31 protein-coding genes are annotated in these 23,997 nt (G+C 43.8%); 3 read left to right on the plus strand and 28 right to left on the minus strand.

Translation table 11 applies throughout. From position 1 onward, the window contains the following. Positions 1 to 10 precede the first annotated feature (10 nt). From rplQ to GPLA_RS07810, 20 genes are all read right to left on the minus strand, one after another. Positions 11 to 412 carry a 50S ribosomal protein L17 gene (gene rplQ / locus GPLA_RS07720; RefSeq protein WP_006990557.1) on the minus strand — a complete coding sequence of 134 codons (402 nt, stop codon included), beginning with the start codon at positions 410 to 412 and terminating at the stop codon, positions 11 to 13. Positions 413 to 453: 41 nt separating this feature from the next. Further along, entirely contained in the window at positions 454 to 1,443 is a 990-nt protein-coding gene (locus tag GPLA_RS07725) for a DNA-directed RNA polymerase subunit alpha (RefSeq protein WP_006990558.1), read from the minus strand. 22 nt (positions 1,444 to 1,465) lie between these two features. Beyond that, complete coding sequence (gene rpsD, locus GPLA_RS07730) at positions 1,466 to 2,086, minus strand: 30S ribosomal protein S4 (protein ID WP_007104306.1); 621 nt, start codon at positions 2,084 to 2,086, stop codon at positions 1,466 to 1,468. Between the two features lie 24 nt (positions 2,087 to 2,110). Continuing rightward, positions 2,111 to 2,503, minus strand: coding sequence for a 30S ribosomal protein S11 (gene rpsK, locus GPLA_RS07735; protein WP_007104307.1), 393 nt, complete (start codon positions 2,501 to 2,503; stop codon positions 2,111 to 2,113). Positions 2,504 to 2,515: 12 nt separating this feature from the next. Next, positions 2,516 to 2,872 carry a 30S ribosomal protein S13 gene (gene rpsM / locus GPLA_RS07740; RefSeq protein ID WP_007104308.1) on the minus strand — a complete coding sequence of 119 codons (357 nt, stop codon included), beginning with the start codon at positions 2,870 to 2,872 and terminating at the stop codon, positions 2,516 to 2,518. Between the two features lie 125 nt (positions 2,873 to 2,997). Continuing rightward, positions 2,998 to 3,114: a 50S ribosomal protein L36 gene (gene rpmJ, locus GPLA_RS23160; RefSeq protein ID WP_007104309.1), complete on the minus strand. Its 117-nt coding sequence runs from the start codon at positions 3,112 to 3,114 to the stop codon at positions 2,998 to 3,000. A gap of 24 nt (positions 3,115 to 3,138) precedes the next feature. After that, on the minus strand, positions 3,139 to 4,458 hold the full coding sequence (gene secY, locus GPLA_RS07745; protein WP_007104310.1) for a preprotein translocase subunit SecY: 1,320 nt from the start codon (positions 4,456 to 4,458) through the stop codon (positions 3,139 to 3,141). A 5-nt stretch (positions 4,459 to 4,463) separates the two neighbouring features. Further along, a complete protein-coding gene (gene rplO, locus GPLA_RS07750; RefSeq protein WP_007104311.1) occupies positions 4,464 to 4,898 on the minus strand; it encodes a 50S ribosomal protein L15 in 435 nt (144 codons plus the stop codon). A 3-nt stretch (positions 4,899 to 4,901) separates the two neighbouring features. Beyond that, entirely contained in the window at positions 4,902 to 5,084 is a 183-nt protein-coding gene (gene rpmD / locus GPLA_RS07755; RefSeq protein WP_006990564.1) for a 50S ribosomal protein L30, read from the minus strand. 6 nt (positions 5,085 to 5,090) lie between these two features. Next, entirely contained in the window at positions 5,091 to 5,594 is a 504-nt protein-coding gene (rpsE, locus tag GPLA_RS07760) for a 30S ribosomal protein S5 (RefSeq protein ID WP_007104312.1), read from the minus strand. A gap of 9 nt (positions 5,595 to 5,603) precedes the next feature. After that, positions 5,604 to 5,957: a 50S ribosomal protein L18 gene (gene rplR / locus GPLA_RS07765; protein WP_006990566.1), complete on the minus strand. Its 354-nt coding sequence runs from the start codon at positions 5,955 to 5,957 to the stop codon at positions 5,604 to 5,606. Between the two features lie 12 nt (positions 5,958 to 5,969). Beyond that, positions 5,970 to 6,503, minus strand: coding sequence for a 50S ribosomal protein L6 (gene rplF, locus GPLA_RS07770; RefSeq protein WP_007104313.1), 534 nt, complete (start codon positions 6,501 to 6,503; stop codon positions 5,970 to 5,972). A 10-nt stretch (positions 6,504 to 6,513) separates the two neighbouring features. Continuing rightward, on the minus strand, positions 6,514 to 6,906 hold the full coding sequence (rpsH, locus tag GPLA_RS07775) for a 30S ribosomal protein S8 (protein WP_007104314.1): 393 nt from the start codon (positions 6,904 to 6,906) through the stop codon (positions 6,514 to 6,516). A 12-nt stretch (positions 6,907 to 6,918) separates the two neighbouring features. Beyond that, positions 6,919 to 7,224, minus strand: coding sequence for a 30S ribosomal protein S14 (gene rpsN, locus GPLA_RS07780; RefSeq protein ID WP_006990569.1), 306 nt, complete (start codon positions 7,222 to 7,224; stop codon positions 6,919 to 6,921). A gap of 10 nt (positions 7,225 to 7,234) precedes the next feature. Continuing rightward, on the minus strand, positions 7,235 to 7,774 hold the full coding sequence (gene rplE / locus GPLA_RS07785) for a 50S ribosomal protein L5 (protein ID WP_007104315.1): 540 nt from the start codon (positions 7,772 to 7,774) through the stop codon (positions 7,235 to 7,237). A gap of 15 nt (positions 7,775 to 7,789) precedes the next feature. Continuing rightward, positions 7,790 to 8,104: a 50S ribosomal protein L24 gene (gene rplX / locus GPLA_RS07790; protein WP_007104316.1), complete on the minus strand. Its 315-nt coding sequence runs from the start codon at positions 8,102 to 8,104 to the stop codon at positions 7,790 to 7,792. Between the two features lie 12 nt (positions 8,105 to 8,116). Beyond that, complete coding sequence (gene rplN, locus GPLA_RS07795; protein WP_007104317.1) at positions 8,117 to 8,482, minus strand: 50S ribosomal protein L14; 366 nt, start codon at positions 8,480 to 8,482, stop codon at positions 8,117 to 8,119. A gap of 380 nt (positions 8,483 to 8,862) precedes the next feature. Continuing rightward, on the minus strand, positions 8,863 to 10,245 hold the full coding sequence (locus GPLA_RS07800) for a hypothetical protein (RefSeq protein WP_051997654.1): 1,383 nt from the start codon (positions 10,243 to 10,245) through the stop codon (positions 8,863 to 8,865). Positions 10,246 to 10,389: 144 nt separating this feature from the next. Next, positions 10,390 to 12,030, minus strand: coding sequence for an AMP-binding protein (locus tag GPLA_RS07805; RefSeq protein WP_007104319.1), 1,641 nt, complete (start codon positions 12,028 to 12,030; stop codon positions 10,390 to 10,392). A 164-nt stretch (positions 12,031 to 12,194) separates the two neighbouring features. Continuing rightward, complete coding sequence (locus tag GPLA_RS07810; protein ID WP_007104320.1) at positions 12,195 to 13,085, minus strand: LysR substrate-binding domain-containing protein; 891 nt, start codon at positions 13,083 to 13,085, stop codon at positions 12,195 to 12,197. A 109-nt stretch (positions 13,086 to 13,194) separates the two neighbouring features. On the opposite strand from GPLA_RS07810, the gene GPLA_RS07815 reads away from it, so the two are divergent. Then, positions 13,195 to 13,527 carry a hypothetical protein gene (locus GPLA_RS07815; RefSeq protein ID WP_040514193.1) on the plus strand — a complete coding sequence of 111 codons (333 nt, stop codon included), beginning with the start codon at positions 13,195 to 13,197 and terminating at the stop codon, positions 13,525 to 13,527. 153 nt (positions 13,528 to 13,680) lie between these two features. On the opposite strand, the gene rlmB is transcribed toward GPLA_RS07815, so the two are convergent. The 4 genes from rlmB to GPLA_RS07835 all read right to left on the minus strand — a co-directional run bounded on the left by rlmB (position 13,681) and on the right by GPLA_RS07835 (position 17,987). Next, positions 13,681 to 14,421, minus strand: a complete 741-nt coding sequence (rlmB, locus tag GPLA_RS07820; protein WP_007104321.1) for a 23S rRNA (guanosine(2251)-2'-O)-methyltransferase RlmB — start codon at positions 14,419 to 14,421, stop codon at positions 13,681 to 13,683. A gap of 2 nt (positions 14,422 to 14,423) precedes the next feature. Further along, on the minus strand, positions 14,424 to 16,853 hold the full coding sequence (rnr, locus tag GPLA_RS07825; protein ID WP_007104322.1) for a ribonuclease R: 2,430 nt from the start codon (positions 16,851 to 16,853) through the stop codon (positions 14,424 to 14,426). 139 nt (positions 16,854 to 16,992) lie between these two features. Continuing rightward, entirely contained in the window at positions 16,993 to 17,598 is a 606-nt protein-coding gene (locus GPLA_RS07830; RefSeq protein ID WP_051997655.1) for a tetratricopeptide repeat protein, read from the minus strand. 152 nt (positions 17,599 to 17,750) lie between these two features. After that, positions 17,751 to 17,987 carry a TIGR02647 family protein gene (locus GPLA_RS07835; RefSeq protein ID WP_007104324.1) on the minus strand — a complete coding sequence of 79 codons (237 nt, stop codon included), beginning with the start codon at positions 17,985 to 17,987 and terminating at the stop codon, positions 17,751 to 17,753. Positions 17,988 to 18,513: 526 nt separating this feature from the next. Between GPLA_RS07835 and fre the strand changes: the two genes are divergently transcribed. Beyond that, the gene (gene fre / locus GPLA_RS07840) at positions 18,514 to 19,227 is read left to right on the plus strand and encodes an NAD(P)H-flavin reductase (protein WP_007104325.1); all 714 of its coding nucleotides are present in this window, start codon (positions 18,514 to 18,516) and stop codon (positions 19,225 to 19,227) included. Positions 19,228 to 19,315: 88 nt separating this feature from the next. Here the strand turns inward: fre and trmL are convergent, their stop codons facing one another. The 4 genes from trmL to GPLA_RS07860 form a co-directional block, all read right to left on the minus strand. Further along, positions 19,316 to 19,780: a tRNA (uridine(34)/cytosine(34)/5-carboxymethylaminomethyluridine(34)-2'-O)-methyltransferase TrmL gene (gene trmL, locus GPLA_RS07845; RefSeq protein ID WP_007104326.1), complete on the minus strand. Its 465-nt coding sequence runs from the start codon at positions 19,778 to 19,780 to the stop codon at positions 19,316 to 19,318. A 73-nt stretch (positions 19,781 to 19,853) separates the two neighbouring features. Continuing rightward, complete coding sequence (locus tag GPLA_RS07850; RefSeq protein ID WP_007104327.1) at positions 19,854 to 20,825, minus strand: alpha/beta fold hydrolase; 972 nt, start codon at positions 20,823 to 20,825, stop codon at positions 19,854 to 19,856. Between the two features lie 66 nt (positions 20,826 to 20,891). After that, positions 20,892 to 22,292 (minus strand): ATP-binding protein, encoded by a 1,401-nt coding sequence (locus GPLA_RS07855; RefSeq protein WP_007104328.1) that lies wholly within the window; start codon positions 22,290 to 22,292, stop codon positions 20,892 to 20,894. Continuing rightward, complete coding sequence (locus GPLA_RS07860) at positions 22,289 to 22,996, minus strand: response regulator transcription factor (RefSeq protein WP_007104329.1); 708 nt, start codon at positions 22,994 to 22,996, stop codon at positions 22,289 to 22,291. Before GPLA_RS07860 ends, GPLA_RS07855 begins: the two co-directional genes overlap by 4 nt. Before the next feature lie 174 nt (positions 22,997 to 23,170). Between GPLA_RS07860 and GPLA_RS07865 the strand changes: the two genes are divergently transcribed. Further along, the gene (locus tag GPLA_RS07865) at positions 23,171 to 23,950 is read left to right on the plus strand and encodes a Spy/CpxP family protein refolding chaperone (RefSeq protein WP_007104330.1); all 780 of its coding nucleotides are present in this window, start codon (positions 23,171 to 23,173) and stop codon (positions 23,948 to 23,950) included. Positions 23,951 to 23,997 lie beyond the last annotated feature (47 nt).

Raw genomic sequence — 23,997 nt, forward strand, 5'->3', positions numbered from 1 at the left:
GTCTACATTACTATTCCGCAGCTGCATCTTCAGTCTCTACGACTTCTTCTACTTCTGGACGGTCTACTAATTCAACATATGCCATAGGAGCATTGTCACCAGTACGGAAACCACATTTTAAAATGCGAATATATCCACCAGGACGCTCTTCATAGCGTGGGCCAAGTTCATTAAATAACTTACCTACAACTTCTTTATCACCAGTGCGAGCAAAAGCCAAACGGCGATTTGCAACACTATCTTGCTTAGCAAGTGTGATAAGAGGTTCAATTACGCGACGTAGTTCTTTCGCTTTAGGAAGAGTTGTTTTAATCAACTCACTCTTCACTAATGAGCCAGCCATATTGCGAAACATCGCTTGACGGTGACTACTATTACGATTCAACTGACGACCACTCTTACGATGGCGCATAGTCCTATCCTTCTTTAAAAATCAGTTTAAATAAAATCTGATTAATCTTTTTCTGCGATGCTTTCTGGTGGCCAGTTCTCTAAGCGCATGCCTAGTGAAAGTCCACGAGAAGCTAGTACGTCTTTAATCTCAGTAAGAGATTTTTTACCTAAGTTTGGAGTTTTTAACAACTCAACTTCGGTACGTTGTACTAGATCACCAATATACTGTATTGCTTCTGCCTTAAGACAGTTTGCAGAACGTACGGTTAGTTCTAAGTCATCTACTGGGCGAAGAAGAATCGGATCGAATTCCGGCTTCTCTTCTTTCTCAACAGGCTCTGACATATCACGAAGTTCAACAAATGCGTCTAACTGCTCAGCTAAAATAGTAGCTGAGCGACGAATCGCTTCTTCGGGATCGATAGTACCGTTGGTTTCCATATCGATAATTAGCTTGTCTAAATCTGTGCGTTGTTCAACACGAGCAGACTCAACATTGTACGAAATACGTGATACTGGACTAAATGAAGCATCAACCAATAAACGACCAATTGGGCGATCATCTTCTTCAGAAGAGCGACGAGTTGACGCTGGAACGTACCCACGACCCATTTCCACTTTAATACGCATGCTGAGTTCAGCTTCGCCAGTTAAAGTACAAAGGACATGACTAGGGTTAACGATTTCAACATCACCATCATGCTGGATGTCTCCAGCTAATACTGGGCCCGCACCGGACTTCACTAATGTTAGTGTTGCTTCGGTTTTGCCTTCTAGACGTACCGCCAAACCTTTAAGGTTAAGCAATATTTCAATAACGTCTTCTTGAACGCCTTCTTTGGTGCTGTACTCGTGCAACACACCATCGATTTCAACTTCAGTCACTGCACAACCTGGCATAGATGACAAAAGAATACGACGTAGCGCGTTACCCAATGTATGACCAAAACCACGTTCTAAGGGCTCTAAAGTTACCTTTGCACGTGTAGGCGAAACGTTATCAATTTCAACTAACCTTGGTTTTAAGAATTCAGTTACAGAACCCGACATTGTTACCTCTCTTCTTTAAGCTTTACTTAGAGTAAAGTTCGACAATCAACTGTTCGTTTATTTCCGCAGACAAATCAGTTCTTTCAGGAACACGTTTAAATGTGCCTTCCATCTTTTTGCTGTCCACTTCAATCCAAGTTGGTTTCTCACGTTGCTCAGCAAGTTCTAAAGCAGAAACAATACGAGCTTGTTTTTTTGCTTTTTCGCGAACAGATACAACATCATCAGCAGAAACATTAAAAGAAGGAACGTTAACAACTTGACCGTTAACCAAAATGGCTTTATGGCTAACTAGTTGACGCGCTTCAGAACGAGTGCTAGCAAAACCAATGCGGTAAACAACATTGTCTAAACGTTGCTCTAAAAGTTGCAACAAGTTTTCACCTGTATTGCCTTTTAAGCGTGCCGCTTCTTTGTAATAGTTACGGAATTGCTTTTCAAGAACACCGTACATACGACGTACTTTTTGCTTTTCACGTAATTGAACACCGTAGTCAGACAAACGTCCACGACGTGCGCCGTGTTGACCAGGTGGGTTATCAATTTTACATTTTGATTCGATTGCTCGAACGCCACTTTTCAGGAACAAATCTGTTCCTTCACGGCGGCTAAGTTTGAGTTTTGGACCCAAATATCTTGCCATTATCTTTCTCCAACAGTCCGTCGATTAAACGCGACGTTTCTTCGGTGGACGACAACCGTTGTGAGGAATAGGCGTCACATCGGTAATATTAGTGATTTTATAACCAGCAGCATTCAAAGCACGGATAGCAGATTCACGACCTGGACCTGGACCTTTAACGAATACTTCTAGATTTTTTAAACCGTAATCCTGAGCGGCTATACCAGCGCGTTCAGCAGCTACCTGAGCAGCAAAAGGGGTAGATTTACGTGAACCACGGAAACCTGAACCACCAGATGTAGCCCAAGACAAGGCATTGCCTTGACGATCTGTAATTGTCACTATTGTGTTGTTGAAAGACGCATGGATATGAGCCATACCGTCAGCAACTTGACGTTTTGCGCGCTTTCGCGTGCTTTTAGTAGGAGCTTTAGCCATCTTATTCCCCGCTTACTTTTTAATTGCTTTGCGAGGACCTTTACGGGTACGCGCATTAGTTTTAGTGCGCTGACCACGTAGAGGAAGACTACGACGGTGGCGAATACCACGGAAGCAACCTAGGTCCATCAAACGTTTAATACTCATTGATACTTCACGGCGAAGATCACCTTCAACAGTGAATTTCGCAACTTCGTCACGTAATTTATCAATTTGTGCTTCATCAAGATCTTTAATCTTGGTTGTCTCTGCAACACCAGATGCTTCACAAATGCTTTGAGCACGTGTAGAGCCTACACCGAAGATCGCAGTTAATGCGATTACAGTGTGCTTGTGTTCAGGGATGTTAATGCCAGCGATACGGGCCATTAACAGTACTCCTCATAGTTTATGTCATCAGCCTAAAAAGCCCGATAGGATACTTACCCGATGACAAAATTGCAAATTAAGGTTTGCGGACACTATCGTATTTAGCAATTCCGCAAACCATTCGATTAACCTTGCCTTTGCTTATGCTTAGGGTCAGAACTGCAAATCACGCGCACAACACCGTTGCGCTTAATGACTTTACAGTTACGGCAAATCCGCTTGACGGATGCACGAACTTTCATTTCATCACTCCGTAAATCGCCATCTTAACGGCCGTAGCCTTTAAGATTAGCTTTCTTAAGAACAGACTCATATTGATGAGACATCAAATGTGTCTGCACTTGCGCCATAAAGTCCATGATAACCACTACCATAATAAGCAGTGAGGTCCCACCGAAATAAAACGGTACGTTCCAAGCTATCAACATGAATTCAGGCACCAAACAAATAAAGGTTATATAAAGCGCGCCAGCTAGGGTTAAGCGAGTCATTACCTTATCAACGTATCGTGAGGTTTGTTCACCAGGACGAATCCCAGGAACGAACGCACCAGACTTCTTCAAGTTATCTGCCGTTTCGCGAGGGTTAAAAACCAACGCTGTATAGAAGAAACAAAAGAAGATAATCGCGGCAGCGTAGAACATCACATACAGAGGCTGCCCAGGGGACAACATTAATGCCACTTCTTGTAACCAAGAAAATGACTCATTTTGCCCAAACCAATTTGCAATGGTACCAGGGAACAAAATAATGCTAGACGCGAAGATCGGTGGAATAACGCCTGCCATATTTACTTTTAACGGTAAATGCGTACTTTGAGCTGCGAAGACCTTACGGCCTTGCTGACGCTTTGCGTAATTAACGACGATACGACGCTGACCACGCTCCACGAATACTACAAAGTACGTGATAGCAATAATTATTACGCCGATAAGTAATAAGAACAATAAGTTCAAATCACCCTGACGTGCTTGCTCTGCTGTTTGGCCTATAGCCGTTGGCAAACCAGACACGATACCCGCGAAAATCAATATAGAAATACCGTTACCGATACCTCTCTCTGTAATTTGCTCACCTAACCACATTAAAAACATGGTACCGGTGACCAAACTCACAACAGCTGTGAAGTAAAAACCGAAACCTGGATTAATCACCAAACCTGAAATCAAGTTGGGTAAATTTGTCGCTATTCCAATTGCTTGGAATGTAGCTAACACCAACGTAAAATAACGTGTGTATTGGCTAATTTTGCGACGTCCTGCTTCGCCTTCTTTTTTAAGTTCCATCATCGGTGGATGCATAACTGTAAGCAACTGAATGATAATGGACGCTGTAATGTATGGCATTATACCCAGGGCAAGAACCGAGGCGCGCTCAAGTGCACCACCAGAGAACATGTTAAACATTTCTACGATGGTACCCTTTTGCTGGTCGAATAAATCAGCCAACACCGCGGCGTCGATACCAGGAATAGGCACATATGAGCCAAGCCTAAACACAATTATCGCACCAAGTACGAACAACAATCTTGATTTAAGCTCACTCAAGCCGCCTTTTGCGCTTGAATTTGATCCTGGTTTAGCCATCTAGCTTATTCCTCTACCTTACCGCCGGCCGCTTCGATTGATTCGCGCGCGCCTTTTGTAACCTTCAAACCATTGATAGTAACAGCTCGTGAAATTTCACCGCTCTTAAGCACTTTAACGAACAACATCTCTTTCTTAACAAGACCTGCTGCTTTTAAAGTTTCAAGTGAAACCACTTCACCTTCTACCTTTGCAATTTCGCTTAACGTTACTTGGTCAGAAACCAAAGATTTACGTGAAGTGAAACCGAATTTAGGTAGACGGCGCTGAATTGGCATTTGTCCGCCTTCAAAACCAGGTTTTACAGAACCGCCTGAGCGAGACTTTTGACCTTTGTGACCGCGGCCACCAGTTTTTCCAAGACCTGAACCCATACCGCGTCCAACGCGCTTACTAGATTTTTTTGCTCCTGGTGCAGGAGCAAGAGTATTTAAATGCATCTGTTACTCCTCCACTACTTCAACCATGTAAAATACACGGTTGATCATGCCACGAACAGAAGGGGTATCTTCGAGTTCACGAACATGACCGATGCGACGTAAACCGAGACCCGTAAGAGTTGCCTTATGCTTTGGAAGGCGACCGATAGCGCTTTTGGTTTGCTTAACTTTTATCATCTTAGCCATGTTCAATTACCCCAAAATCTGCGTTACAGACAATCCGCGTTTAGCAGCAACTTGATCAGGCGATGTCATTTCTGTCAACGCATTGATAGTTGCACGCACAACGTTAATTGGATTAGTTGATCCGTAACATTTTGAAAGTACGTTTTGAACGCCAGCGACTTCAAGTACTGCACGCATCGCACCACCGGCAATAATACCAGTACCTTCTGATGCAGGCTGCATGTACACTTTTGAGCCTGAATGACGACCTTTAATTGCGTGCTGTAGCGTGTTGCCATTTAGATCAACGTCCACAAGATTGCGGCGCGCTTTTTCCATAGCTTTTTGAATTGCAGCTGGCACTTCGCGTGCTTTACCGTAACCAAAACCAACACGACCATTACCGTCACCTACTACTGTCAAAGCAGTAAAGCTAAAGATACGACCACCTTTAACTACTTTAGATACACGGTTTACAGCAATTAGTTTTTCTAACAGGTCACCCTGTTGTTGAACTTCTACTTTAGCCATAATTAACTCCTAGAACTGAAGACCTGCTTCACGAGCAGCATCAGCCAATGCCTTAACTCGACCGTGATACTTAAAACCGCTGCGATCGAAAGCGACAGTCTTAATGCCTTTTTCGATAGCTCGTTCTGCAATCGCTTTACCAACTGCTACCGCAGCTTCTGCATTACCCGTTGATTTAACGGTAGTGCGAAGATCTGCTTCAACAGTAGAAGCCGCCGCCAATACCTGTGAACCGCAAGGAGCGATTAACTGGGCGTATATATGGCGTGGTGTGCGGTTAATAACCAAGCGATGCGCGGCCAGTTCACTAATTTTTTTGCGTGCACGTGTAGCGCGACGCAAGCGAGCTGATTTCTTATCCATCGTATCACCTACCTACTTTTTCTTAGCTTCTTTACGACGCACAACTTCATCAGCGTAACGAACACCTTTGCCTTTGTAAGGCTCTGGCGGACGGTATCCACGGATGTTAGCTGCAACCTGACCTACCAACTGCTTATCGGCGCCTTTGACGACGATTTCAGTTTGACTAGGAGTTTCAATCGAAATACCTTCAGGCATTTCGTATGCTACCGGGTGTGAGAAACCTAGAGTCAGATTGAGTTTCTTACCTTGCGCTGACGCACGGTAACCAACACCATTCAACTGAAGCTTTTTCTCAAAACCTTGAGATACACCAATAACCATTGCGTCTAACAATGAGCGAGCTGTACCAGCTTGAGCCCAACCATCCACAGCGCCTTCACGAGGCAATGCTTTAAGTTGATTCTCTTCTTGTACTACTTCAACTGCATTGTTGAATACACGGACTAATGTACCGATTTTACCTTTAACTGTGACTTCTTGACCAGCGATAGAAATTTCTACGCCGGATAAAACGTCTACAGGAGCTTTTGCTATACGTGACATTTTTATCCCCTTACGCTACGTAGCCGATGATCTCACCACCCATACCCGCTTTACGCGCGGCACGGTCAGTCATCACACCTTTAGAGGTAGAAACGATAGCAACACCTAAACCACCCAATACTTTTGGCAACTCATCTTTTTTCTTATAGATGCGAAGACCAGGGCGACTTACGCGCTCAATGCTTTCAATTACTTTCTTGCCTTCGAAGTACTTAAGAGTCACTTCTAAAACAGGTTTAACGTCACCAGTTACTGCGAAGCTCTGAATATAACCTTCTTCTTTAAGTACGGCTGCGATAGCAACACGTAATTTAGATGAAGGCATAGATACAGAAACTTTGCTAGCCATCTGACCGTTACGAACACGTGTAAACATGTCCGCGATAGGATCTTGCATGCTCATATTAGCTACTCCTTACCAGCTGGCTTTTTTAAGGCCAGGTACTTCACCGCGCATCGCTGCTTCACGCAACTTAATACGGCTAAGACCAAACTTGCGTAGGAAACCATGTGGACGACCCGTTATACGACAACGATTTTGTTGACGTGTACGAGCTGAATCACGTGGAAGTTGTTGTAGCTTAAGAACAGCGTCCCAACGTTCTTCGTCAGAAGAGTTGACGTTGCTGATAGTCGCTTTAAGTTCAGCACGTTTAGTAGCGAACTTAGCAACTAGCTTGGCGCGTTTTACTTCGCGCGCTTTCATTGATTCTTTTGCCATAACCCTACCCTTACTTTTTAAATGGGAAACTGAATGCACTTAATAGTGCATGCGATTCCGCATCGGTTTCAGCGCTAGTCGTGATAGTAATATCCATACCGCGAATTTTATCCACCTTATCGAAATCGATTTCAGGGAAGATAATTTGCTCACGAACACCCATGCTATAGTTTCCACGGCCGTCAAACGACTTAGGATTCAAGCCACGGAAGTCACGGATACGAGGAATTGCTATTGATACTAAACGTTCAAAGAATTCCCACATACGTTCACCACGTAGGGTTACTTTACAGCCAATCGGATAACCTTCACGGATTTTAAAACCCGCTACAGATTTGCGAGCAACAGTAACAACAGGTTTCTGACCAGCAATCGCTTGCATGTCAGCAGTTGCGTTTTCCAACACCTTTTTGTCTGCTACCGCTTCACCTAAACCCATGTTTAGAGTGATTTTCTCAATCCGAGGGACTTGCATGACGCTTTTGTAGTTGAACTGCTTCGCAAGTTCCGCTACTACTGTTTCTTTATAGAAATCATGCAGTTTCGCCATCGTACTCTCCAATTATTAAACCAGTTCACCGTCAGATTTGAAGATACGAACTTTTTTGTCGTCTTCAAAACGGAAACCTACGCGATCTGCTTTACCCGTTTTAGGGTTAACAATCGCTACATTTGACACATGAATTGATGCTTCTTTCTCAATAACGCCACCAGTAACACCCAATTGAGGGTTAGGTTTCTGATGCTTCTTCACCAAGTTCACACCTTCAACGATTAGGCGGTCAGCCGCTGGAAGAACTTTAAGCACTTTGCCTAGTTTTCCTTTGTCTTTACCAACTAAAACGATGATTTCATCATCACGACGAATTTTTCTAGCCATTATCGTGACTCCTTATAGTACCTCAGGGGCCAGTGAGACAATTTTCATGTTATTAACACGAAGCTCACGAGTGACCGGGCCAAAGATACGCGTACCAATCGGTTGCTTGTTTGCATTAAGCAAAACAGCTGCGTTGTTGTCAAAACGGATCGAAGACCCATCAGAGCGACGAACGCCTTTTCTAGTACGCACCACCACTGCATTTAGCACATCACCTTTTTTAACTTTACCACGAGGAATTGCTTCCTTGACGGTAACTTTAATGATGTCGCCAATATGTGCATAACGGCGATGCGAGCCACCAAGAACCTTAATACACTGAACCCTGCGAGCACCCGAGTTATCGGCTACGTCCAGGTTAGTTTGCATTTGGATCATGTTAGTGCTCCGCGGTTAATTAAGACTCTCACGAGTCATTTGCTCCTAAAAACCCAGCATTATTGCTGACTTTTTATACATACCCCTATTAAAAGGGCGCGAAATACTAACAGAAAATATACAGCTGCGATAGTCGAATATGCAAAAAAAGTGATTCTGTTTGAAGTTATTTTCACCGCACCACAAAGAGACAGGAAAAATCCATTAAAATTAATTAGTTAGGTATACAGAGAGGGCTGAAAACACGACACAAAAAAAGCCCCCTGAGAAAGGCAACACTTTATCAGGGGGCTGGCAGTATACCGACAACAATCGATGCTTTATCACCCAGAAAGCTGACTTAATGAATCCAATATCGATGTCGTTTGTAAGCACATCTCTTAATGCAGAAGTGAGATGACATAACCCGTCGCTGAGTTCACATCTTTTTCTATGGTAATAATATAATTCGTTTCTTCATTTACCCCGAGTAACGTCGTTCTATCCAATAACACTTGGGTATCGTTGTTATCATCATATACCGCTATAAGTTCGTAATAGTCACTTGGCAGGGTAATCCTGCCTGTTTGTGCATAGTCCAGCCCTAATACTCGGTATTCAGCAGTTTCAATGGTCTCGTCCTTACGGACAAAGTAAAAGTCCACGTCAAAGAAATCTGAAACCAGATTGGCAACCTGAACTTGGTGATCGTATACCTGAGGTAAGATACTTTCAGTAAAGGATAACGAGGTGAGCTTGTTGTCACTGTCTTGGTAAATCACGATGGCTTTGCTTTCACCTTGATTCAAGGTCACAAGACGATTATTAAACGCCACGCTAGCGTCTTCACTGGTAGAGGCAGATAAACGGTAATCACCGTAATTCGTAGCGTTAAATTCGCTTAGAGTATTAGCTTGTAGCGTAACAGTGTCACTTTCTTCTACATTACCGTCGAATGAAATAGTGACACTACCCAAATTATCCAAGCTATTGTAGACACGATACTGCGCGGTCGCTTCAGCATCAGCGTAATTATCCACTAACGATGAGTTAATAACTAAATCAATTTCAACATTGCCCTGAATAGCACCTGTCGTTTTACGTAATACCATCGTATATTCGGTAGCGTAAATGAAGTCAATGGTCGGACTTTCGAAAATTGGAGTTTGCTCACCTGGCAACGTCAAATAAACAACGTACTCCCCTTCATCAAAATCATCACTATCTGTATCGGGATCCCAATAGGTCATTTCTGTTAACCCTTGGTAATTGACGGTACCGAGTAAGCTAGCAGCACTAAAGGGCGCGCCAGCATCGCTCATATAAAGGTCATAACTTTGCCCGTCGGGGATCACTGAGGTGACAAACAAGCGGAAGTGATCAGCTAGGTCTTCACGCTTGATACGAAACTCTTCAAATGAAGGACTCGCGTAATCACCACTGAGTACCACCAACAGTTTTTCACCGTCCCTTAGAGTGACTTCACGCTCTTCAATTGAGACTTCCTGATCGTCGGCATCTGTACGATAAAACTCAAGATCCATGCTACCGCTTTCAAGAGTAAAGACACTGGTTGAATCTCCATACGCAGCTGAGCCCAAAGCACTGCTGTCTACCTCAGCCATTATGGTTGACGCACTGTTAGCAGAGCCATTATAAAATTGTAAATATGAGTCTGAGTAGGAGGAATCATCCGAGCTTGAACCACCACACGCACTTAAGCCTATAGCGGTTGCAGCTATAATAGTCGTGCTGAGAAACGGTTTGAGTAATCTTGTTATCATTGTACATCCATATTAAAACGCGATTGTTAATCGGCATTATGAGGATGTTTAATTATAGAGGAGCGCCCCTTTACGTTACCTTTACACTCTTTACGTAAAGATGACACTTGAAGGGGCGGATAGAAGTATAACGCGGTAATAGCGCTAGCCTTGATAGATTAATTGACCTTTATCAGGCGTATTGATTAGAGCCTCATATTTATCTTCTAATAAATGTCTTTTTATCTTTAGCGTCGGTGTTAATAGGCCGTTTTCCACCGTCCAATCGTCTTTCATGATCACTAAACGGTCAAGAACAGCATGACTCTCTAAGCCACTGTTGACTGACGCTAAGGTATCCAGCAAGCTTTTTTCCAAGCGTTCTTTATCTTGTCTTTGCGCATCCTCGGACAAAACCACTAGGGCAATCGGCTGCTTTAACTGGGAGCCTGTGACACAAACCTGTTCAACAGACGAGTTACCCATAATAAGTGCTTCTATCGGCACAGGGGCAATGTATTTACCTTTTGCGGTTTTAAATATCTCTTTTAAACGTCCGGTAATTTTAATATAACCATCGCTATCAATGGCGCCTTTATCACCGGTTTTTAAATAACCATCATCAGTGAATACTTCAGCTGTTTTTTCAGCCTCGAGGTAATACTCCTTCATGTTACAGGGGCCTTTAACTTGGATTTCACCTTCCTCAGCAATACGAATATCAACGCCCTCGTATGCTCGGCCGATACTGCCAATTTTATCCTCTCTAAAGGGTACACAGCACGTGCCATAAGCACTATTTTCCGTCATACCCCAGCCCTCAGAAATATTCACCCCAACTTTTAAAAACCATTTAAGTGTTGCAGGTGAAATAGGTGCAGAACCGCTTGCGCACATACGAGCCTGATCCAAACCAAGCTTGGCTCTGATTTTGCCTGCAACCACTTTCCCGACAAAAGGTATCTTCAACAGTAAGTCGAGCTTTTTCTGGGGCATATTCGCTAGCACACCCATTTGGAATCGAGTCCACAGGCGTGGAACAGAAATAAACAAGGTCGGTCGCAAATGACAAATGTCTCGATTAAAAGTATCGAGTGATTCAATAAAACCAATTTGGGTGTTTGCATAAAAACTGGCCATTTCTACTAATACACGCTCTGTTATATGGGCAAGTGGTAAATAACTCAGAATACGGTCGCTTCCATCAACGTCGAGTTCTCTGCGAGAATTACTGGCAGCCCAACTAATGGAAGAATATGTATGCACGACACCTTTAGGATTGCCAGTACTGCCTGAGGTATAAATAATGGTCATTGTGCTGTCCATCTCAGGGATAGGACGTTCCATGTAAGGTTCATTCAACAACAAAGACTCCCAATCTCGGTCGGCTTTAATACCGGGATATGGAAATGCTAATGTCATAACGTCATCTGGAATTGCGGCCACTTGTTCGGCGGTATCATCTAACTTACCCACAAAAATTGCCGCGCAGGATGCGTGACTTAACACGTATTGAATTGTTTTTTTACCCGCGGTGGAATAAATCGGTACCGAAATGTGTCCAGCCAACATAATGGCTAAGTCAGTAATAAACCATTCGGCGCAATTTTTTGATAGTAATGCGATATGACTGCCTGCTGGCAAATCCAGCGCAATCAAACCAGAAGCAACACGGCGGACCTGGTCCGCTGTTTGCGCCCACGTATGACTAAGTACAGCTCCGTTGACTGGTTGTTTCAAATAAACCTTCTGAGGAGTAGTATCTTCCCAGTGGTACATCATTTCTAAAGGCGTCTGTAACGACATTTCGTCTCCCGAACCTAAATATACATTTTAATAACAATGTTATAACGATTGTAGGCTCACAGGTCAAACAACTATAAGACTTCAGCATTTATTTGATATATCACTACGAATAAACTAAGTGAATGCAGCTTATTTTCTATTCAAATTGTTCTTTTTTAATTCAACTAGGGTACTTCTGCAAACATTTCTTCGAGCCATGAAGAGAACTGTTTGACTTTTGCTCTGGCAAAATTGGCTTCGGGGGCGACAAGATAATAGGCGTATTGACACGCAAAGCTAAAATTGAATAATTTAACCAATTGGCCCCTTTCCAATTGTTCATAAATCAAGCTGTATCGTAACATCGCCACTCCCTGACCTGCTAGAGCGGCTTCAATTATCGTTATGCTCGAATCATCTACTTGTAATGCACTCAACGCATTATTAGGTGTTATCGAGTGCTGGGCATAAAAATGTTCCCATGCAGGAATGACGTCACTGCTATTCTCTTTTAAAGTGGGGTGGGAACACACAGCTTGAGGCGTTAATATTTTGCTGGCAAGTAGAGGATGGCAAACCATATGCATTGTATCGCCAACTAACCGACGACTTTCTAATTGCTTGTATTCTCCTGTCCCAAAGCGTATCGCTAAATCAAGTTCACTTTGATCAAAATTCAACAGTTGATTAGTGGGTTGTATTCGCACATTGATATGCGGATACAGCTGCTGAAAACGACACAGTCGCGGCACTAACCAGCGGGATGATAGGGATTCAATTACCGTGAGGTTGAGTATATTTGGGCGACTATCTAAGGCAACATTGCCCACCCCTTTCGTTAAATAGTCAAACCCGGTTGCAATGTCGGGCAGAAGTCTTTGCCCAGCTCTGGTCAACGTAACATTGCGATGTCCCCGTTCGAATAATTGGCACCCCATGAACACCTCTAACGTTTTTATATGTTGACTGATAGCGGCCTGAGTAACGAACATCTGAGCCGCGGCGTCTTTAAAACTCAAAGCTTGTGCTGCAGCCAAGAAATAACGCAATGCATTAAGAGGAGGGAGTTTGTTCATGGTTTACATTCTACTCAGTTAAGATTTACTTAACCGTAGTTTAGTTTTCATCGTTTGTCAGGATTGAGTCTCAGTTCTATCTTGAAATCTCTAAATATGAGGAAAAACGATGAATAATTTAATAAATAATCTCTTAATTGCCACCACAACAATACTTACATTAGCCTTAAGCCTGCCAACTAACGCACAAAACACATTAGAAAAACTATACACACAGGCAGGGTACCCCTATGAGCCCCTAGTAAAGCGCTCACAATTAGTTCGCATTTTGTATCATCAAGATGGCAAAATAATAAGCTGCAGGGCCGAAGTAACCCAAGACCAGAAAATTTGGATAGGTAGGGCAATAGATGCACAACAGAAAGATTTCGTGACTAAGCCACTAAGGGCGTGTTTAAGCCGCTCAGACGCAAAAAGGTTGTTAAAGAATACATATCAATAAGAGCAGTATTAGTCATGATTTGCACCTACAGCCCCTATACATAAGGGCTGTAGGTTTTCTCATCAAACTCCGATGAGTATGAGAAGAAACAATCATTTCAGCTTTTAATGTCAATTAATTGAAAGGGTTAAGGCCGAAACGCAAAAATTAAAACTAATTTCCCCGTTGGCGAACTATCTCATACAAGCAAATACCTGTTGCAACGGATACATTGAGACTCGATACCGAACCAGCCATGGGTAGTTTTATTAGCTCGTCACAATGCTCACGAGTTAAACGACGCATGCCTTTACCCTCAGCTCCCATAACTAACGCTATCGGTCCTTGCATTTTGCACTCATAAATACTCTGTGTGGCTTCACCCGCAGTACCGACAACCCATACACCCGCATCTTTAATTTCGCGCAAAGTACGAGCAAGGTTAGTCACTTGCACCAACGGAATTAAATCCGCAGCACCACATGCGACCTTTCTAACCACAGGCGTTAACGCAACCGAGTTATCTTTCGGCACAACAATGGCGTCAATTCCAGCTGCATCCGCAGTGCGCAGACACGCCCCTAAATTATGTGGGTCAGTCACACCATCAAGCACTAATATAAACGGCGTAGTACTATTTTTGATGATCTCATCTAAATCACTTTCATTAAACTGCTTACCTGGTTTTGCTTTCGCTACCACGCCTTGATGTTGTTCACCGTTTACTTTTTCGTCCAAGGTCTTACGTTGGCAAAACTGCACTGCAATACCAAACTTTCGCGCATGGTTAATAATGTTGTTAATGGGCTTGTCATCACGACCTTTGAGCACAAACAGCTCGATTAAGCGCTCGGGTTCACGCTCAATGACGGATTCCAAAGCGTGGATCCCGTACAACCACTCATGTTGAGCCATAGTTATTTATTCCCTTTACTTGCCGGTGAACGGCGTGATTTAGTCGTGGGCTTAGATTCAGTCGCCCCCTTGGCCTTAGAACGTCGGGTACGCGGTTTCTTCTTACTTGGGCTCGCTTTGTCTGCGCCTTTAGTATTTGCAGATTCAGCCCCAGCCTTAGACACAGGACTGCCTTTACTGGGTGCGCCTTTTTTCGCTGACGAAGATTTCTTAGTCCCACGCTTACTTCCTCGCCCTTTAGGCGGCGCATTCGCTAGCACAAAATCAATTTTTCGTTCATCTAGGTTCACAGCTGCCACCTTCACCTCTAAAGGGTCACCTAATCGATAAACAATCCCAGAATTCTCTCCTGCAAGATGCTGTTTAGTCTCATCAAAGTGATAAAAATCGTTATCTAACGCTGATATATGTACCAAGCCGTCGATATGAAATTCCGTCAAACGTACAAAGAATCCGAAACTGGTTACCGAAGCAATGACACCTTCGAAGCTATCGCCTACGTGATCAAGCATAAACTCGCATTTCAGCCAATCTGCTACATCTCGAGTAGCATCATCTGCGCGCCGCTCAGTCATTGAGCATTGTTCGCCTAATGAATCGACTTCTTCTGCCGTATAAGCTTTGCCGCCTGTTTTACTCTTGCGTTGCTGATTTTTATCTATCGTTGCTTTTAAAGCCCGATGGACCACCAAATCAGGATAACGACGAATAGGCGAAGTAAAATGCGCATAGGCATCCAGCGCTAAACCAAAGTGACCAATATTTTCGTGGCTATATACAGCTTGCTTCATTGAGCGCAGAAGCATGGTTTGAATGAGTTCTTGATCCGCTCGGCCCTGAATTTTGTTAATCACTTCAGTGAATTCTTGCGGCGACGCATCCTTACTGATGTGATGTGTGATGCCGACTTCTCCAAGGTACGATAAAAACGCGCTTAGACGATCTGAATCCGGTTCATCGTGAATACGATAAAGTGCTTCAGCTTTCTGCTTGCTGAGCGTTTTAGCTGCTGCCACGTTCGCCAAAATCATGCATTCTTCAATCAGTTTGTGGGCATCGTTGCGCGTAACCGGTACTATGGTGTCGATCTTGCGCTGGGCATTAAACACAAACTTGCTTTCTTGGGTTTCAAATTCAATCGCACCTCGTTGACTACGTTTGCGCTTGAGGGTGCGGTACATATCATGCAAATTCTTTAAATGCGGTACTTGTTCGGCATAACGCTTATGTAACTCTGGGTTGCCTTGCGCATCTTCATCTTTCAAGAGGTCCCACACTTTGGTGTAGGTTAGGCGTGCTTTTGAATTCATCACAGCTTCATAGAACTGGTGTTCAATCAGATCACCGTTGCTGCTGATGGTCATTTCACACACCAAGCACAGACGGTCGACCTGAGGGTTCAACGAACATAAACCGTTAGATAACACTTCAGGTAACATGGGAATCACTTGCTCCGGAAAGTACACAGAGTTACCACGGTTTTGCGCTTCGCTGTCAAGTGCAGTGCCTGGACGAACATAATAACTGACATCCGCTATCGCAACCCACAATTGCCATCCGCCATCATCCAGTGGGGAACAGAATACCGCATCGTCAAAATCGCGGGCATCTGCGCCGTCAATCGTCACCAGTGGTAATTGGCGTAAATCAATGCGATTTTCTTTTGCTTCTTCAGGTACTTGTTCACTAAGATCAGCAATTTGCTTGGTTACGCCTTTCGGCCAAACATGAGGAATATCGAATGTGCGTAATGCCATGTCGATTTCCATGCCTGGAGCCATGTGCTCCCCCAACACTTCTAAAACTTTACCAATCGCATTAACTCGGCGCCTAGGGCGTTGGACAATTTCGACCACCACGATAAACCCTTGGCGAGCACCGTTAACATATTCTCCTGGAATAGTAATTTCGTGATTGATACGGCTGTCATCAGGTATAACCATACCAACACCGTTTTCAAAGAAGTAGCGTCCAACTATGGGCTCACTGCGTGGCTCAATGATTTTTGCGATACGCGCTTCACGACGCCCGCGATTATCAGTACCACTCTCTTTAACTAACACCACATCACCATGCAACACAGTAGACATTTGCGCATTGTGAATGAATAAGTCTTTCTCACCATCATCGCGTTTTAAGAAACCGAAACCGTCTCGGTGACCAATCACACGTCCTTGAATGAGCTCTTCTAATTTCAGTTTGGCGTATTTTTTATCACGATTGAATTCGATTTGCCCTTCGCGCTCCATCGCACGCAAACGACGTTGTATGCCAATTCGGCTATCTTCATCTTCTGCATTTAATAGGTGACAAAATTCAAGAAAGGATAACGGTTTTTTAGCATCGGTAAGCAATTCGAGTAAGTATTCTCGACTGGCTACTGGATTTTCGTATTTTTCTTTCTCGCGCTGGTAAAAGGGATCGTCGCTCATATAAGTGATGGCGTTTCCAAGTAAGGTAAATTATGCGACTAGTATAACGAAGCTGGCGCAATTAAAAACGCTTAATTGATGACGATGAGGCGCAAGTTGACCCAGATACAATAAAGTACCCCTATTCAAGCGGAGTTATTTAGGTATCCAGGGAACGTTTTGCTTTTCGAACCGCTTTAGGATGCATCAGTTTTTCTAACTTCGTTAGGCAACTGGCAATTTTTTGGTGCGTCTTTTTGTCATTGGTCACAGCGTTATATAACCAATGATAAGCGTCCTCATAATCATAAGGGCTACCGTAACCATCGATAAATAATTCCGCCAGTTCTATTTGCGCTTTTTGATTACCCAGCATTGAAGCTTCACGTAAAAATACCACTGCGCGCGCTTTATCTTGTTGTACCAACTTGCCTTGTGCGTAGTAGCGGCCTAGTTGCTCGAGCCCTTCAGGTAGACCTTGATCCGCTGCTTGCCTTATAAAATCAATACCTCGCTCTGGCTCCGGACTGACACACACCCCCCAAGCAAGCATGTCCCCCCATAAAAACTGGTAGGCAGGCATTTTTAATGTTTGCGCACGCGCTTCAATATCTTGCACCAACTGACAGTTATCCAGCACCACTTGGCTTAAATGTTCATTGCGCTGGATAAGTCTTAACAATTGATCCTGTGAGTATATTTGTACGGCTTTAATTTCATCAGCCGCGCGACTTAAAGGTGAATATACAGATGCCAAGGCTAACATTGCCGTGACTAGCTTAAAACGAGAATATTTAGGCGAAGAAAGGTTCATAATAGTATCGAATGGCTAAGGCTCATATCAATGTTATCGGCAGTTATTAGAATTGATAAACCTCAAACTGCCCGATTGCTATTTTCAGTGTGCTGCTGAAAGTGTTATTCGCTCGCGAGTGCGGACTGAACAACTTGTGCGTGCTCGACTAAATCATGGCCGAGATCAGTTAAATACCCCCCATCAGGCATAGTAACAATACCTTTATCAAACAAACGTTTACCCGCATCAATTGTACTAGGTTCGGCATCTTGATGTATCTTCAGGCCTTGCATTAGACTGGTTGTAGGAAACTTTAATAACAAATTAAACTCGTCAACCATTTCAGTGGTAAGAGACATAGGCAATCCTCGATGAGTGTTGTAAAGACAATACATTTCGGTCTGCTCAGCTTACTTTCACTCGCTATAATAAGCGTCCAAGCTTGCGGATAAAAATCCACTCAGTACGCTACAAAAGTATGTCGAGCCAACCGATTAATTTTGCATAACTTGCCAATTCAATAAACCACTAGATGCGCATAAATGCAAGCTCAAAAATGTAAAAAGGCTCCATCAAGCAAACTAATATCTACGTAAAATAACTAAAAATAACAAGGTCTAACGATCCATCTCGTAACTTGACAGCCAGCAGTTTATACTCTGATAGAAGCGTCATTTTCGAATTTGATAAACCGTGCATTTGATGCATGCTCAAATTTATGTTTGAACAACAAGAATGCACGCAAGCAGTTTGAACCACACGTTATTCTGCAATTCTTAAGAAGGTTTGTTTAGCCCCAGTAAATAGCTTCACAAATATCTTCATTCATATTTTAATTATTTGTATCTCTGTAGATGCAATTTGATATAAGCGCAGAAGATTATTATGCATCACACCCTATGTAAGGTTGATTCCATTGTTGCTCTTAACCCGGTCGTTAGCTTAGTTACGCTTACACCACAACAGCCTTTTACTTATCAAGCCGGCCAGTACTTAAAAGTGGTGATGGATGAAGGTGATCAACGACCCTTCTCAATTGCAACTGCCCCACGAAAAGATGGCAAAATACAGCTGCATATTGGCGCAGAACCAGGCAACAGTTACGCTGGCGAAGTACTCGACAGAATGCGGCAAGATAACGAAATAACGGTAAGTGGTGGGCTCGGCAATGCATTTGCACGCACTGACACCTCTATGCCAACGATATTACTAGCAGGTGGAACAGGGTTTTCCTACACCCAAGCCATATTGCATGAAATGCTCGCAGCTGCCGAACATATCAAAGGCCACAAAGATCCCGTATTTTTATACTGGGGGACTCGCTCCACCGCGGACATGTACGCCTACGACGAATTGATTGCGTTGGAAAAACAACATGCCCATTTTACCTTTATACCTGTCGTTGAACATCCAGGCCATCAATGGGCGGGCAAAACAGGCTGGGTTCATAAAGCCGTATTAGAGGACTTTGTTAGTCTTGAGCCTTATCGAGTGTACGTAGCAGGTCGCTTCGAAATGGCTGGTGTCGCCAGAGAAGAGTTCCACCAGAAAGGCTTAATATTGAAGAACCTATATGGTGATGCATTCGAGTTTATTTAACGATCTGCTCAGGTTGTCCATTAGCAACGTAAACTAAATACACAAGCTTACTCATCACCTGACTTTATTTACATAGGCATTATGGGCGTTACACCGCGCCCTTGAAGTCAAGTTGACGCCAGGCTTCATATACAAAAACCGATACCGCATTTGATAAATTCATACTGCGGCTATCTGGTAGCATAGGAATACGCACACGTTGCTCCGCTGGTAGACTATTGATTACATCTTCCGGCAAGCCCCTGGTTTCGGGACCAAACAACAATGCATCTCCTTGTTGATATTGCGCTTTAGCGAAAAAGGTACTGCCTTTCGTGGTGCAGGCAAACACCCGCTTGGGCTGCCTGCTTGCTAAATAGGCTTCTAATGAAGCGTGACGCACCACATTTGCAAATTCATGATAATCGAGACCGGCACGACGTACACGCTTGTCGTCCCATTCAAATCCTAAGGGCTCGATTAGGTGTAAGGCGAAGCCTGTATTGGCGCACAAACGGATGATGTTACCAGTATTAGGGGGAATTTCAGGTTGATATAAAACGATGTCCAGCATGTATATTGCCGCGATAATTCAAAATTTGCGCAATTCTAGCAAAATGCATCGGGGGCGGTAAGCTTTATCACAATTAGCTCCCAGCCAAGAAAGTCAAAATAGCCTGCATACACGGGCGGCGATACTCATCTTGCTCCAGTAACATCTCATGACGTGCCCCCGCAATGCGCTGCACCTGACAATCAGGCATTAGGCTCAATACGCGGTTCTGTCTTTTATTGTCAACCACAGTGTCATCCCCTGCTTGAATCGCCCAAACAGGGATTGAAATCTGACTAGCACAGTTTTCAATCTGATTCATGGCGGCCAAGGCCGCGCGCAACCAATGCCCAGTCACGCCACCAAGTTGAACTTCTGGTTGCAAAGTATAGGTATCTCTAAATAACTGATAACGCTGCTCGCTATGGGTCAGCTCGTTTAAAGTGAACTCTGTTTCCTGATAGTTTTTTTGGCCAATAAAATAACTCGCATCATGGCCAAAGCCACGGCTGATCAACAAATTAGCGCCAATGAGTATTTTTGCCAGCCAGGTAGGCAAAGCGGGACGAATACCAAACATAGGCGCGCAAAAAACGACATTAGCAAAATCCTCAGCATGCTTTAATACATACAATGCACCGATAGCACAGCCCATGGAATGGCAGAGTAAGCGAGGTTTATGCTGACAGTTAGGCTTAATGACTTGCTGATAGAAGGCTTTAAAATCTGCCACATAATCGGCAAACTCGCATACAAATCCCATATGGGGATTTCGGGTCATGCGCCCCGATAATCCTTGCCCACGATGATCATGAATAAACACCGAATAACCATTTTGGTATAAATCGAACATGACTTCTTGGTACTTAACCCATGATTCGATACGACCAGTGGATATAGCCACTGCTCCCTTTGCATTTGGATGTTGCAAAAATGCATAACTAATAGTGATACCCGACACACCAACAAAGCTGCCCTGAACCTTTGATGACATCAAAGGCTTAATTTGCTCTGCGTAAGTCTGTTCAAGTTGCTTTTCATTACTGATCAGATAGTTGTCAGCCATGGGTCACTCTATGATTAGGATAAAATGCTAGCTTAACAGAGCCAGCTTATGCTGAATATACGGCGTTCAACTAACTGTGGGCAGGCTAATATGTACACACAGACCGCCTTTCACCTGATTATGAGCAACAATTTCCCCTTGATGTACAGCAATAGCTCGGCTGGCAATTGCCAAACCTAACCCAACGCCTCCCGTATCTCGGTCTCGCGCACAAGAAACACGATAAAACGGTTGAAAAATATGGCTAAGATCTGATTCAGGTATCCCAATGCCATCATCACAAATCTTTATCTGCGCCATATTCTCTTCGATCTTCAGTTCAAACACGACTTTTTCGTTGGCGTACTTCACCGCGTTACGCAACACATTTTCGATGCCGCTTGTGAGTAAATCACCATCGGCGTAAATATTAGCGTCAGAATCAATAACGACCGATAACGTTTTATTATGTGACTGTGCTTCAAATTCACAATCGGCCAACAGGCCTGTCAGCAAAGTATCAAAACTCATCTCCTGCTTTTGGGATACACGGACGTTACTATCGAGGCGCGACAACATGAGCACTTGCGCCACCATGTGCTCCATCTGATGCGCTTCTTTTTCAATTCGCGTCAACGCCAGCTCACTATTACCAGCCCCACATTGGCTCTCTTGTTGCTGGGCTATGCCAATCGCTAATTGCATACGTGTTAACGGTGTGCGCAGCTCGTGAGAAATATCTCCCAGTAAGCGCTTTTGACCATTAAGCAATGTTTCTATTTGCTCAGCCATGTGATTAAAGTCCAGCCCTAGCTGACCGATCTCGTCACTGCGATAACTGGCTGACCCTACCCGGGTACTTAACTCCCCGTCCGCCATGGATTTCGTGGCTGCTTGCAATTGTTTTATTGGTTTTACCAACGATCGGGCGATTAATGAGCACAGCCCTGCACTGATAAGCAACATTAGCCCAATCAATATTAGGGGTGGCCCTTCGCGAAGTCTTTCGGGAAAGCCTATAGGCCGGGCGTCCCCAACAAACATGAGATAATCCTTTTGCTTAAGTTTAAGCGTTAATGGGCCGCTAAACTCACCAAAAGGTGTGACAATACGCAGAGGATTCGTTGACGAAATTAAATCTAAAAATGGCTTTTCATCCCGTAACTTGCGCATCGGTCCACTTATGATTAATTCATTATTTTGCAGATCAAGCAATATCACTGTCATTTGCTCACGCTGACCAAATCTGCGCAATCTCTCAGATAACGGCCCCCGTTCAGGACGACCATTACTGCGTAATATCGCATCGCGAGCCCGGTACAACTCTCCTTGCTGAGTCTCGGAAATTGGCTGATATTTTGATCCAGACATTAAACTATGCACGACCCAAGCAGAGCCAGCGATCATGACAATAGTGGTCAACCAAAACCATAAAAAAATCCGCCCGTATAAACTACGAAAAGGGTTCAAGTGCACCCACCCGCTCATACGTTCCCCAAATACACATAACCCACACCGCGGTGAGTTTTAATCTTGTCCTGATCATTACATTGCCCGAGTTTTTTACGTAAATTGCTGACATGCATATCAATACTGCGGTCAAAAGGTGCCAGTTTTCGGCCTAATACTTGTTCACTTATCGCCTGTTTGGGCACCAAGTCTGGACTGCAACTCATCAATAAGCGTAATACTGCGAATTCAGTGCCCGTTAGTTCTATCAATGAGCTGTTACAAGTAACGGTTTGAGTTGCTGTATGCAACTGCACATCACCAATTTCAATCGTGCTTTGCTTTTGTTTGTCGTCTTGTAAACTAGCTTGAATATCAACCCGGCGCACGATGGCTTTTACGCGAGCAGACAACTCCCTATGATTAAAAGGCTTGGCGAGATAATCATCGGCGCCCAATTCAAGGCCCAAAATGCGATCAAAATCATCGCCTTTGGCAGTTAACATCAGTACAGGTGTCACATGGGTGCCACGCAAACGCTTGAGTACTTCAAAACCATCGATTTTAGGTAGCATCACATCCAAAATGATCAAATCAAAATGCTGTCCCGATTTCGCAGCAAGCAAACCGGCCTCACCGTCACAAGCCACTTGAACTCGATACCCTTGAGCCGTCAGGTACTCTTTTAATAACTCACTCAGCGCCTGATCGTCATCAATCAATAACAAAGACTTTTCTAACATCTCAACGTTCCTTACAACGGCTGCAACATTAAAAGTTACAGTTATAGGTATAAAATAGTAACGGAATCTTAGCCGTCAAACTGTCGATTTACGTAATCTTTACATTGGCTTTGCATTTCTTTGTGCCAGATTTGCTACTCTACATCCGCATTTAACCCGCGCGAGGGACAACGCATGCTCACCTTGAAATTAATATCCAAACCTATTGCCTTGTCACTGGCATTGCTTGCCATTCAAGCCTCCGTGACGGCTCATCCTAGACTCCACAACGATGCAATAAATATGCATTCCGTGTTGAAAAATCTTGATTTAACAACAACTCAACGTCAGGACATAAGATTACTTCGTCAACAGCAACACGCAGATAATGCCACGCTCATGCAAGATATGCGTGTTAGCCGAGAAGCAGTGCGTTTGCTGATCCAGAGCAACATCTGGAATGAAAACGAGATACGCACTGCTCTTAAGCAAGAGCAGGAATTGGCCAGCCAACTTCTATGGCAATATATTCAAGGCCAACATAAAATATGGTTAACGCTTGATGACACTCAAAAGCAGACGTTTGTTCAAACATTAACAGATAAAAGTCAGTTTGAACGACCCAGTGGTCCTAAGGGTAAACGAGATGATCGCTTCGATGCCTTGGGGCTCACGGAAAAACAAAGAGTCGTATTAGCGAACCAAAACCAAGAAGAAAGATCCGACCGAGAACAAAATAAAACACGTCATCTTGTGTTTGAAAAACGTATTCTGGCCCTCATTACTAACGAAGATTTAGCGCAAAGTGATTGGCTTGCCCTGCAACAGGAAACGTTTGAGGACAAGCTCGAAAATGGGCTTAACCGAGCAAAGAAAAAATATGAATTTTGGCAGCTATTAACGCCGGAGCAACAAGCAAAAATGCAGGCTAAAACCAAACAAAAAGCCCATGATCATCACGGTCGCAATAAATAGCCCGAGCTAATTGCCTATACATTACGCACTTGGCCATTGTGCATATT

This window comes from Paraglaciecola polaris LMG 21857 (assembly GCF_000315055.1).
Classification (GTDB): Bacteria; Pseudomonadota; Gammaproteobacteria; order Enterobacterales; family Alteromonadaceae; genus Paraglaciecola; species Paraglaciecola polaris.

Excerpts from the sequence above, each read along its gene's own strand:
- rplQ (WP_006990557.1), bottom strand. The coding sequence starts at position 412 with ATGCGCCATCGTAAGAGTGGTCGTCAGTTGAATCGTAATAGTAGTCAC.
- GPLA_RS07725 (WP_006990558.1), bottom strand. The coding sequence starts at position 1,443 with ATGTCGGGTTCTGTAACTGAATTCTTAAAACCAAGGTTAGTTGAAATT.
- rpsD (WP_007104306.1), bottom strand. The coding sequence starts at position 2,086 with ATGGCAAGATATTTGGGTCCAAAACTCAAACTTAGCCGCCGTGAAGGA.
- rpsK (WP_007104307.1), bottom strand. The coding sequence starts at position 2,503 with ATGGCTAAAGCTCCTACTAAAAGCACGCGAAAGCGCGCAAAACGTCAA.
- rpsM (WP_007104308.1), bottom strand. The coding sequence starts at position 2,872 with ATGGCCCGTATCGCTGGCATTAACATCCCTGAACACAAGCACACTGTA.
- rpmJ (WP_007104309.1), bottom strand. The coding sequence starts at position 3,114 with ATGAAAGTTCGTGCATCCGTCAAGCGGATTTGCCGTAACTGTAAAGTC.
- secY (WP_007104310.1), bottom strand. The coding sequence starts at position 4,458 with ATGGCTAAACCAGGATCAAATTCAAGCGCAAAAGGCGGCTTGAGTGAG.
- rplO (WP_007104311.1), bottom strand. The coding sequence starts at position 4,898 with ATGCATTTAAATACTCTTGCTCCTGCACCAGGAGCAAAAAAATCTAGT.
- rpmD (WP_006990564.1), bottom strand. The coding sequence starts at position 5,084 with ATGGCTAAGATGATAAAAGTTAAGCAAACCAAAAGCGCTATCGGTCGC.
- rpsE (WP_007104312.1), bottom strand. The coding sequence starts at position 5,594 with ATGGCTAAAGTAGAAGTTCAACAACAGGGTGACCTGTTAGAAAAACTA.
- rplR (WP_006990566.1), bottom strand. The coding sequence starts at position 5,957 with ATGGATAAGAAATCAGCTCGCTTGCGTCGCGCTACACGTGCACGCAAA.
- rplF (WP_007104313.1), bottom strand. The coding sequence starts at position 6,503 with ATGTCACGTATAGCAAAAGCTCCTGTAGACGTTTTATCCGGCGTAGAA.
- rpsH (WP_007104314.1), bottom strand. The coding sequence starts at position 6,906 with ATGAGCATGCAAGATCCTATCGCGGACATGTTTACACGTGTTCGTAAC.
- rpsN (WP_006990569.1), bottom strand. The coding sequence starts at position 7,224 with ATGGCAAAAGAATCAATGAAAGCGCGCGAAGTAAAACGCGCCAAGCTA.
- rplE (WP_007104315.1), bottom strand. The coding sequence starts at position 7,774 with ATGGCGAAACTGCATGATTTCTATAAAGAAACAGTAGTAGCGGAACTT.
- rplX (WP_007104316.1), bottom strand. The coding sequence starts at position 8,104 with ATGGCTAGAAAAATTCGTCGTGATGATGAAATCATCGTTTTAGTTGGT.
- rplN (WP_007104317.1), bottom strand. The coding sequence starts at position 8,482 with ATGATCCAAATGCAAACTAACCTGGACGTAGCCGATAACTCGGGTGCT.
- GPLA_RS07800 (WP_051997654.1), bottom strand. The coding sequence starts at position 10,245 with ATGATAACAAGATTACTCAAACCGTTTCTCAGCACGACTATTATAGCT.
- GPLA_RS07805 (WP_007104319.1), bottom strand. The coding sequence starts at position 12,030 with ATGTCGTTACAGACGCCTTTAGAAATGATGTACCACTGGGAAGATACT.
- GPLA_RS07810 (WP_007104320.1), bottom strand. The coding sequence starts at position 13,085 with ATGAACAAACTCCCTCCTCTTAATGCATTGCGTTATTTCTTGGCTGCA.
- GPLA_RS07815 (WP_040514193.1), top strand. The coding sequence starts at position 13,195 with ATGAATAATTTAATAAATAATCTCTTAATTGCCACCACAACAATACTT.
- rlmB (WP_007104321.1), bottom strand. The coding sequence starts at position 14,421 with ATGGCTCAACATGAGTGGTTGTACGGGATCCACGCTTTGGAATCCGTC.
- rnr (WP_007104322.1), bottom strand. The coding sequence starts at position 16,853 with ATGAGCGACGATCCCTTTTACCAGCGCGAGAAAGAAAAATACGAAAAT.
- GPLA_RS07830 (WP_051997655.1), bottom strand. The coding sequence starts at position 17,598 with ATGTTAGCCTTGGCATCTGTATATTCACCTTTAAGTCGCGCGGCTGAT.
- GPLA_RS07835 (WP_007104324.1), bottom strand. The coding sequence starts at position 17,987 with ATGTCTCTTACCACTGAAATGGTTGACGAGTTTAATTTGTTATTAAAG.
- fre (WP_007104325.1), top strand. The coding sequence starts at position 18,514 with ATGCATCACACCCTATGTAAGGTTGATTCCATTGTTGCTCTTAACCCG.
- trmL (WP_007104326.1), bottom strand. The coding sequence starts at position 19,780 with ATGCTGGACATCGTTTTATATCAACCTGAAATTCCCCCTAATACTGGT.
- GPLA_RS07850 (WP_007104327.1), bottom strand. The coding sequence starts at position 20,825 with ATGGCTGACAACTATCTGATCAGTAATGAAAAGCAACTTGAACAGACT.
- GPLA_RS07855 (WP_007104328.1), bottom strand. The coding sequence starts at position 22,292 with ATGAGCGGGTGGGTGCACTTGAACCCTTTTCGTAGTTTATACGGGCGG.
- GPLA_RS07860 (WP_007104329.1), bottom strand. The coding sequence starts at position 22,996 with ATGTTAGAAAAGTCTTTGTTATTGATTGATGACGATCAGGCGCTGAGT.
- GPLA_RS07865 (WP_007104330.1), top strand. The coding sequence starts at position 23,171 with ATGCTCACCTTGAAATTAATATCCAAACCTATTGCCTTGTCACTGGCA.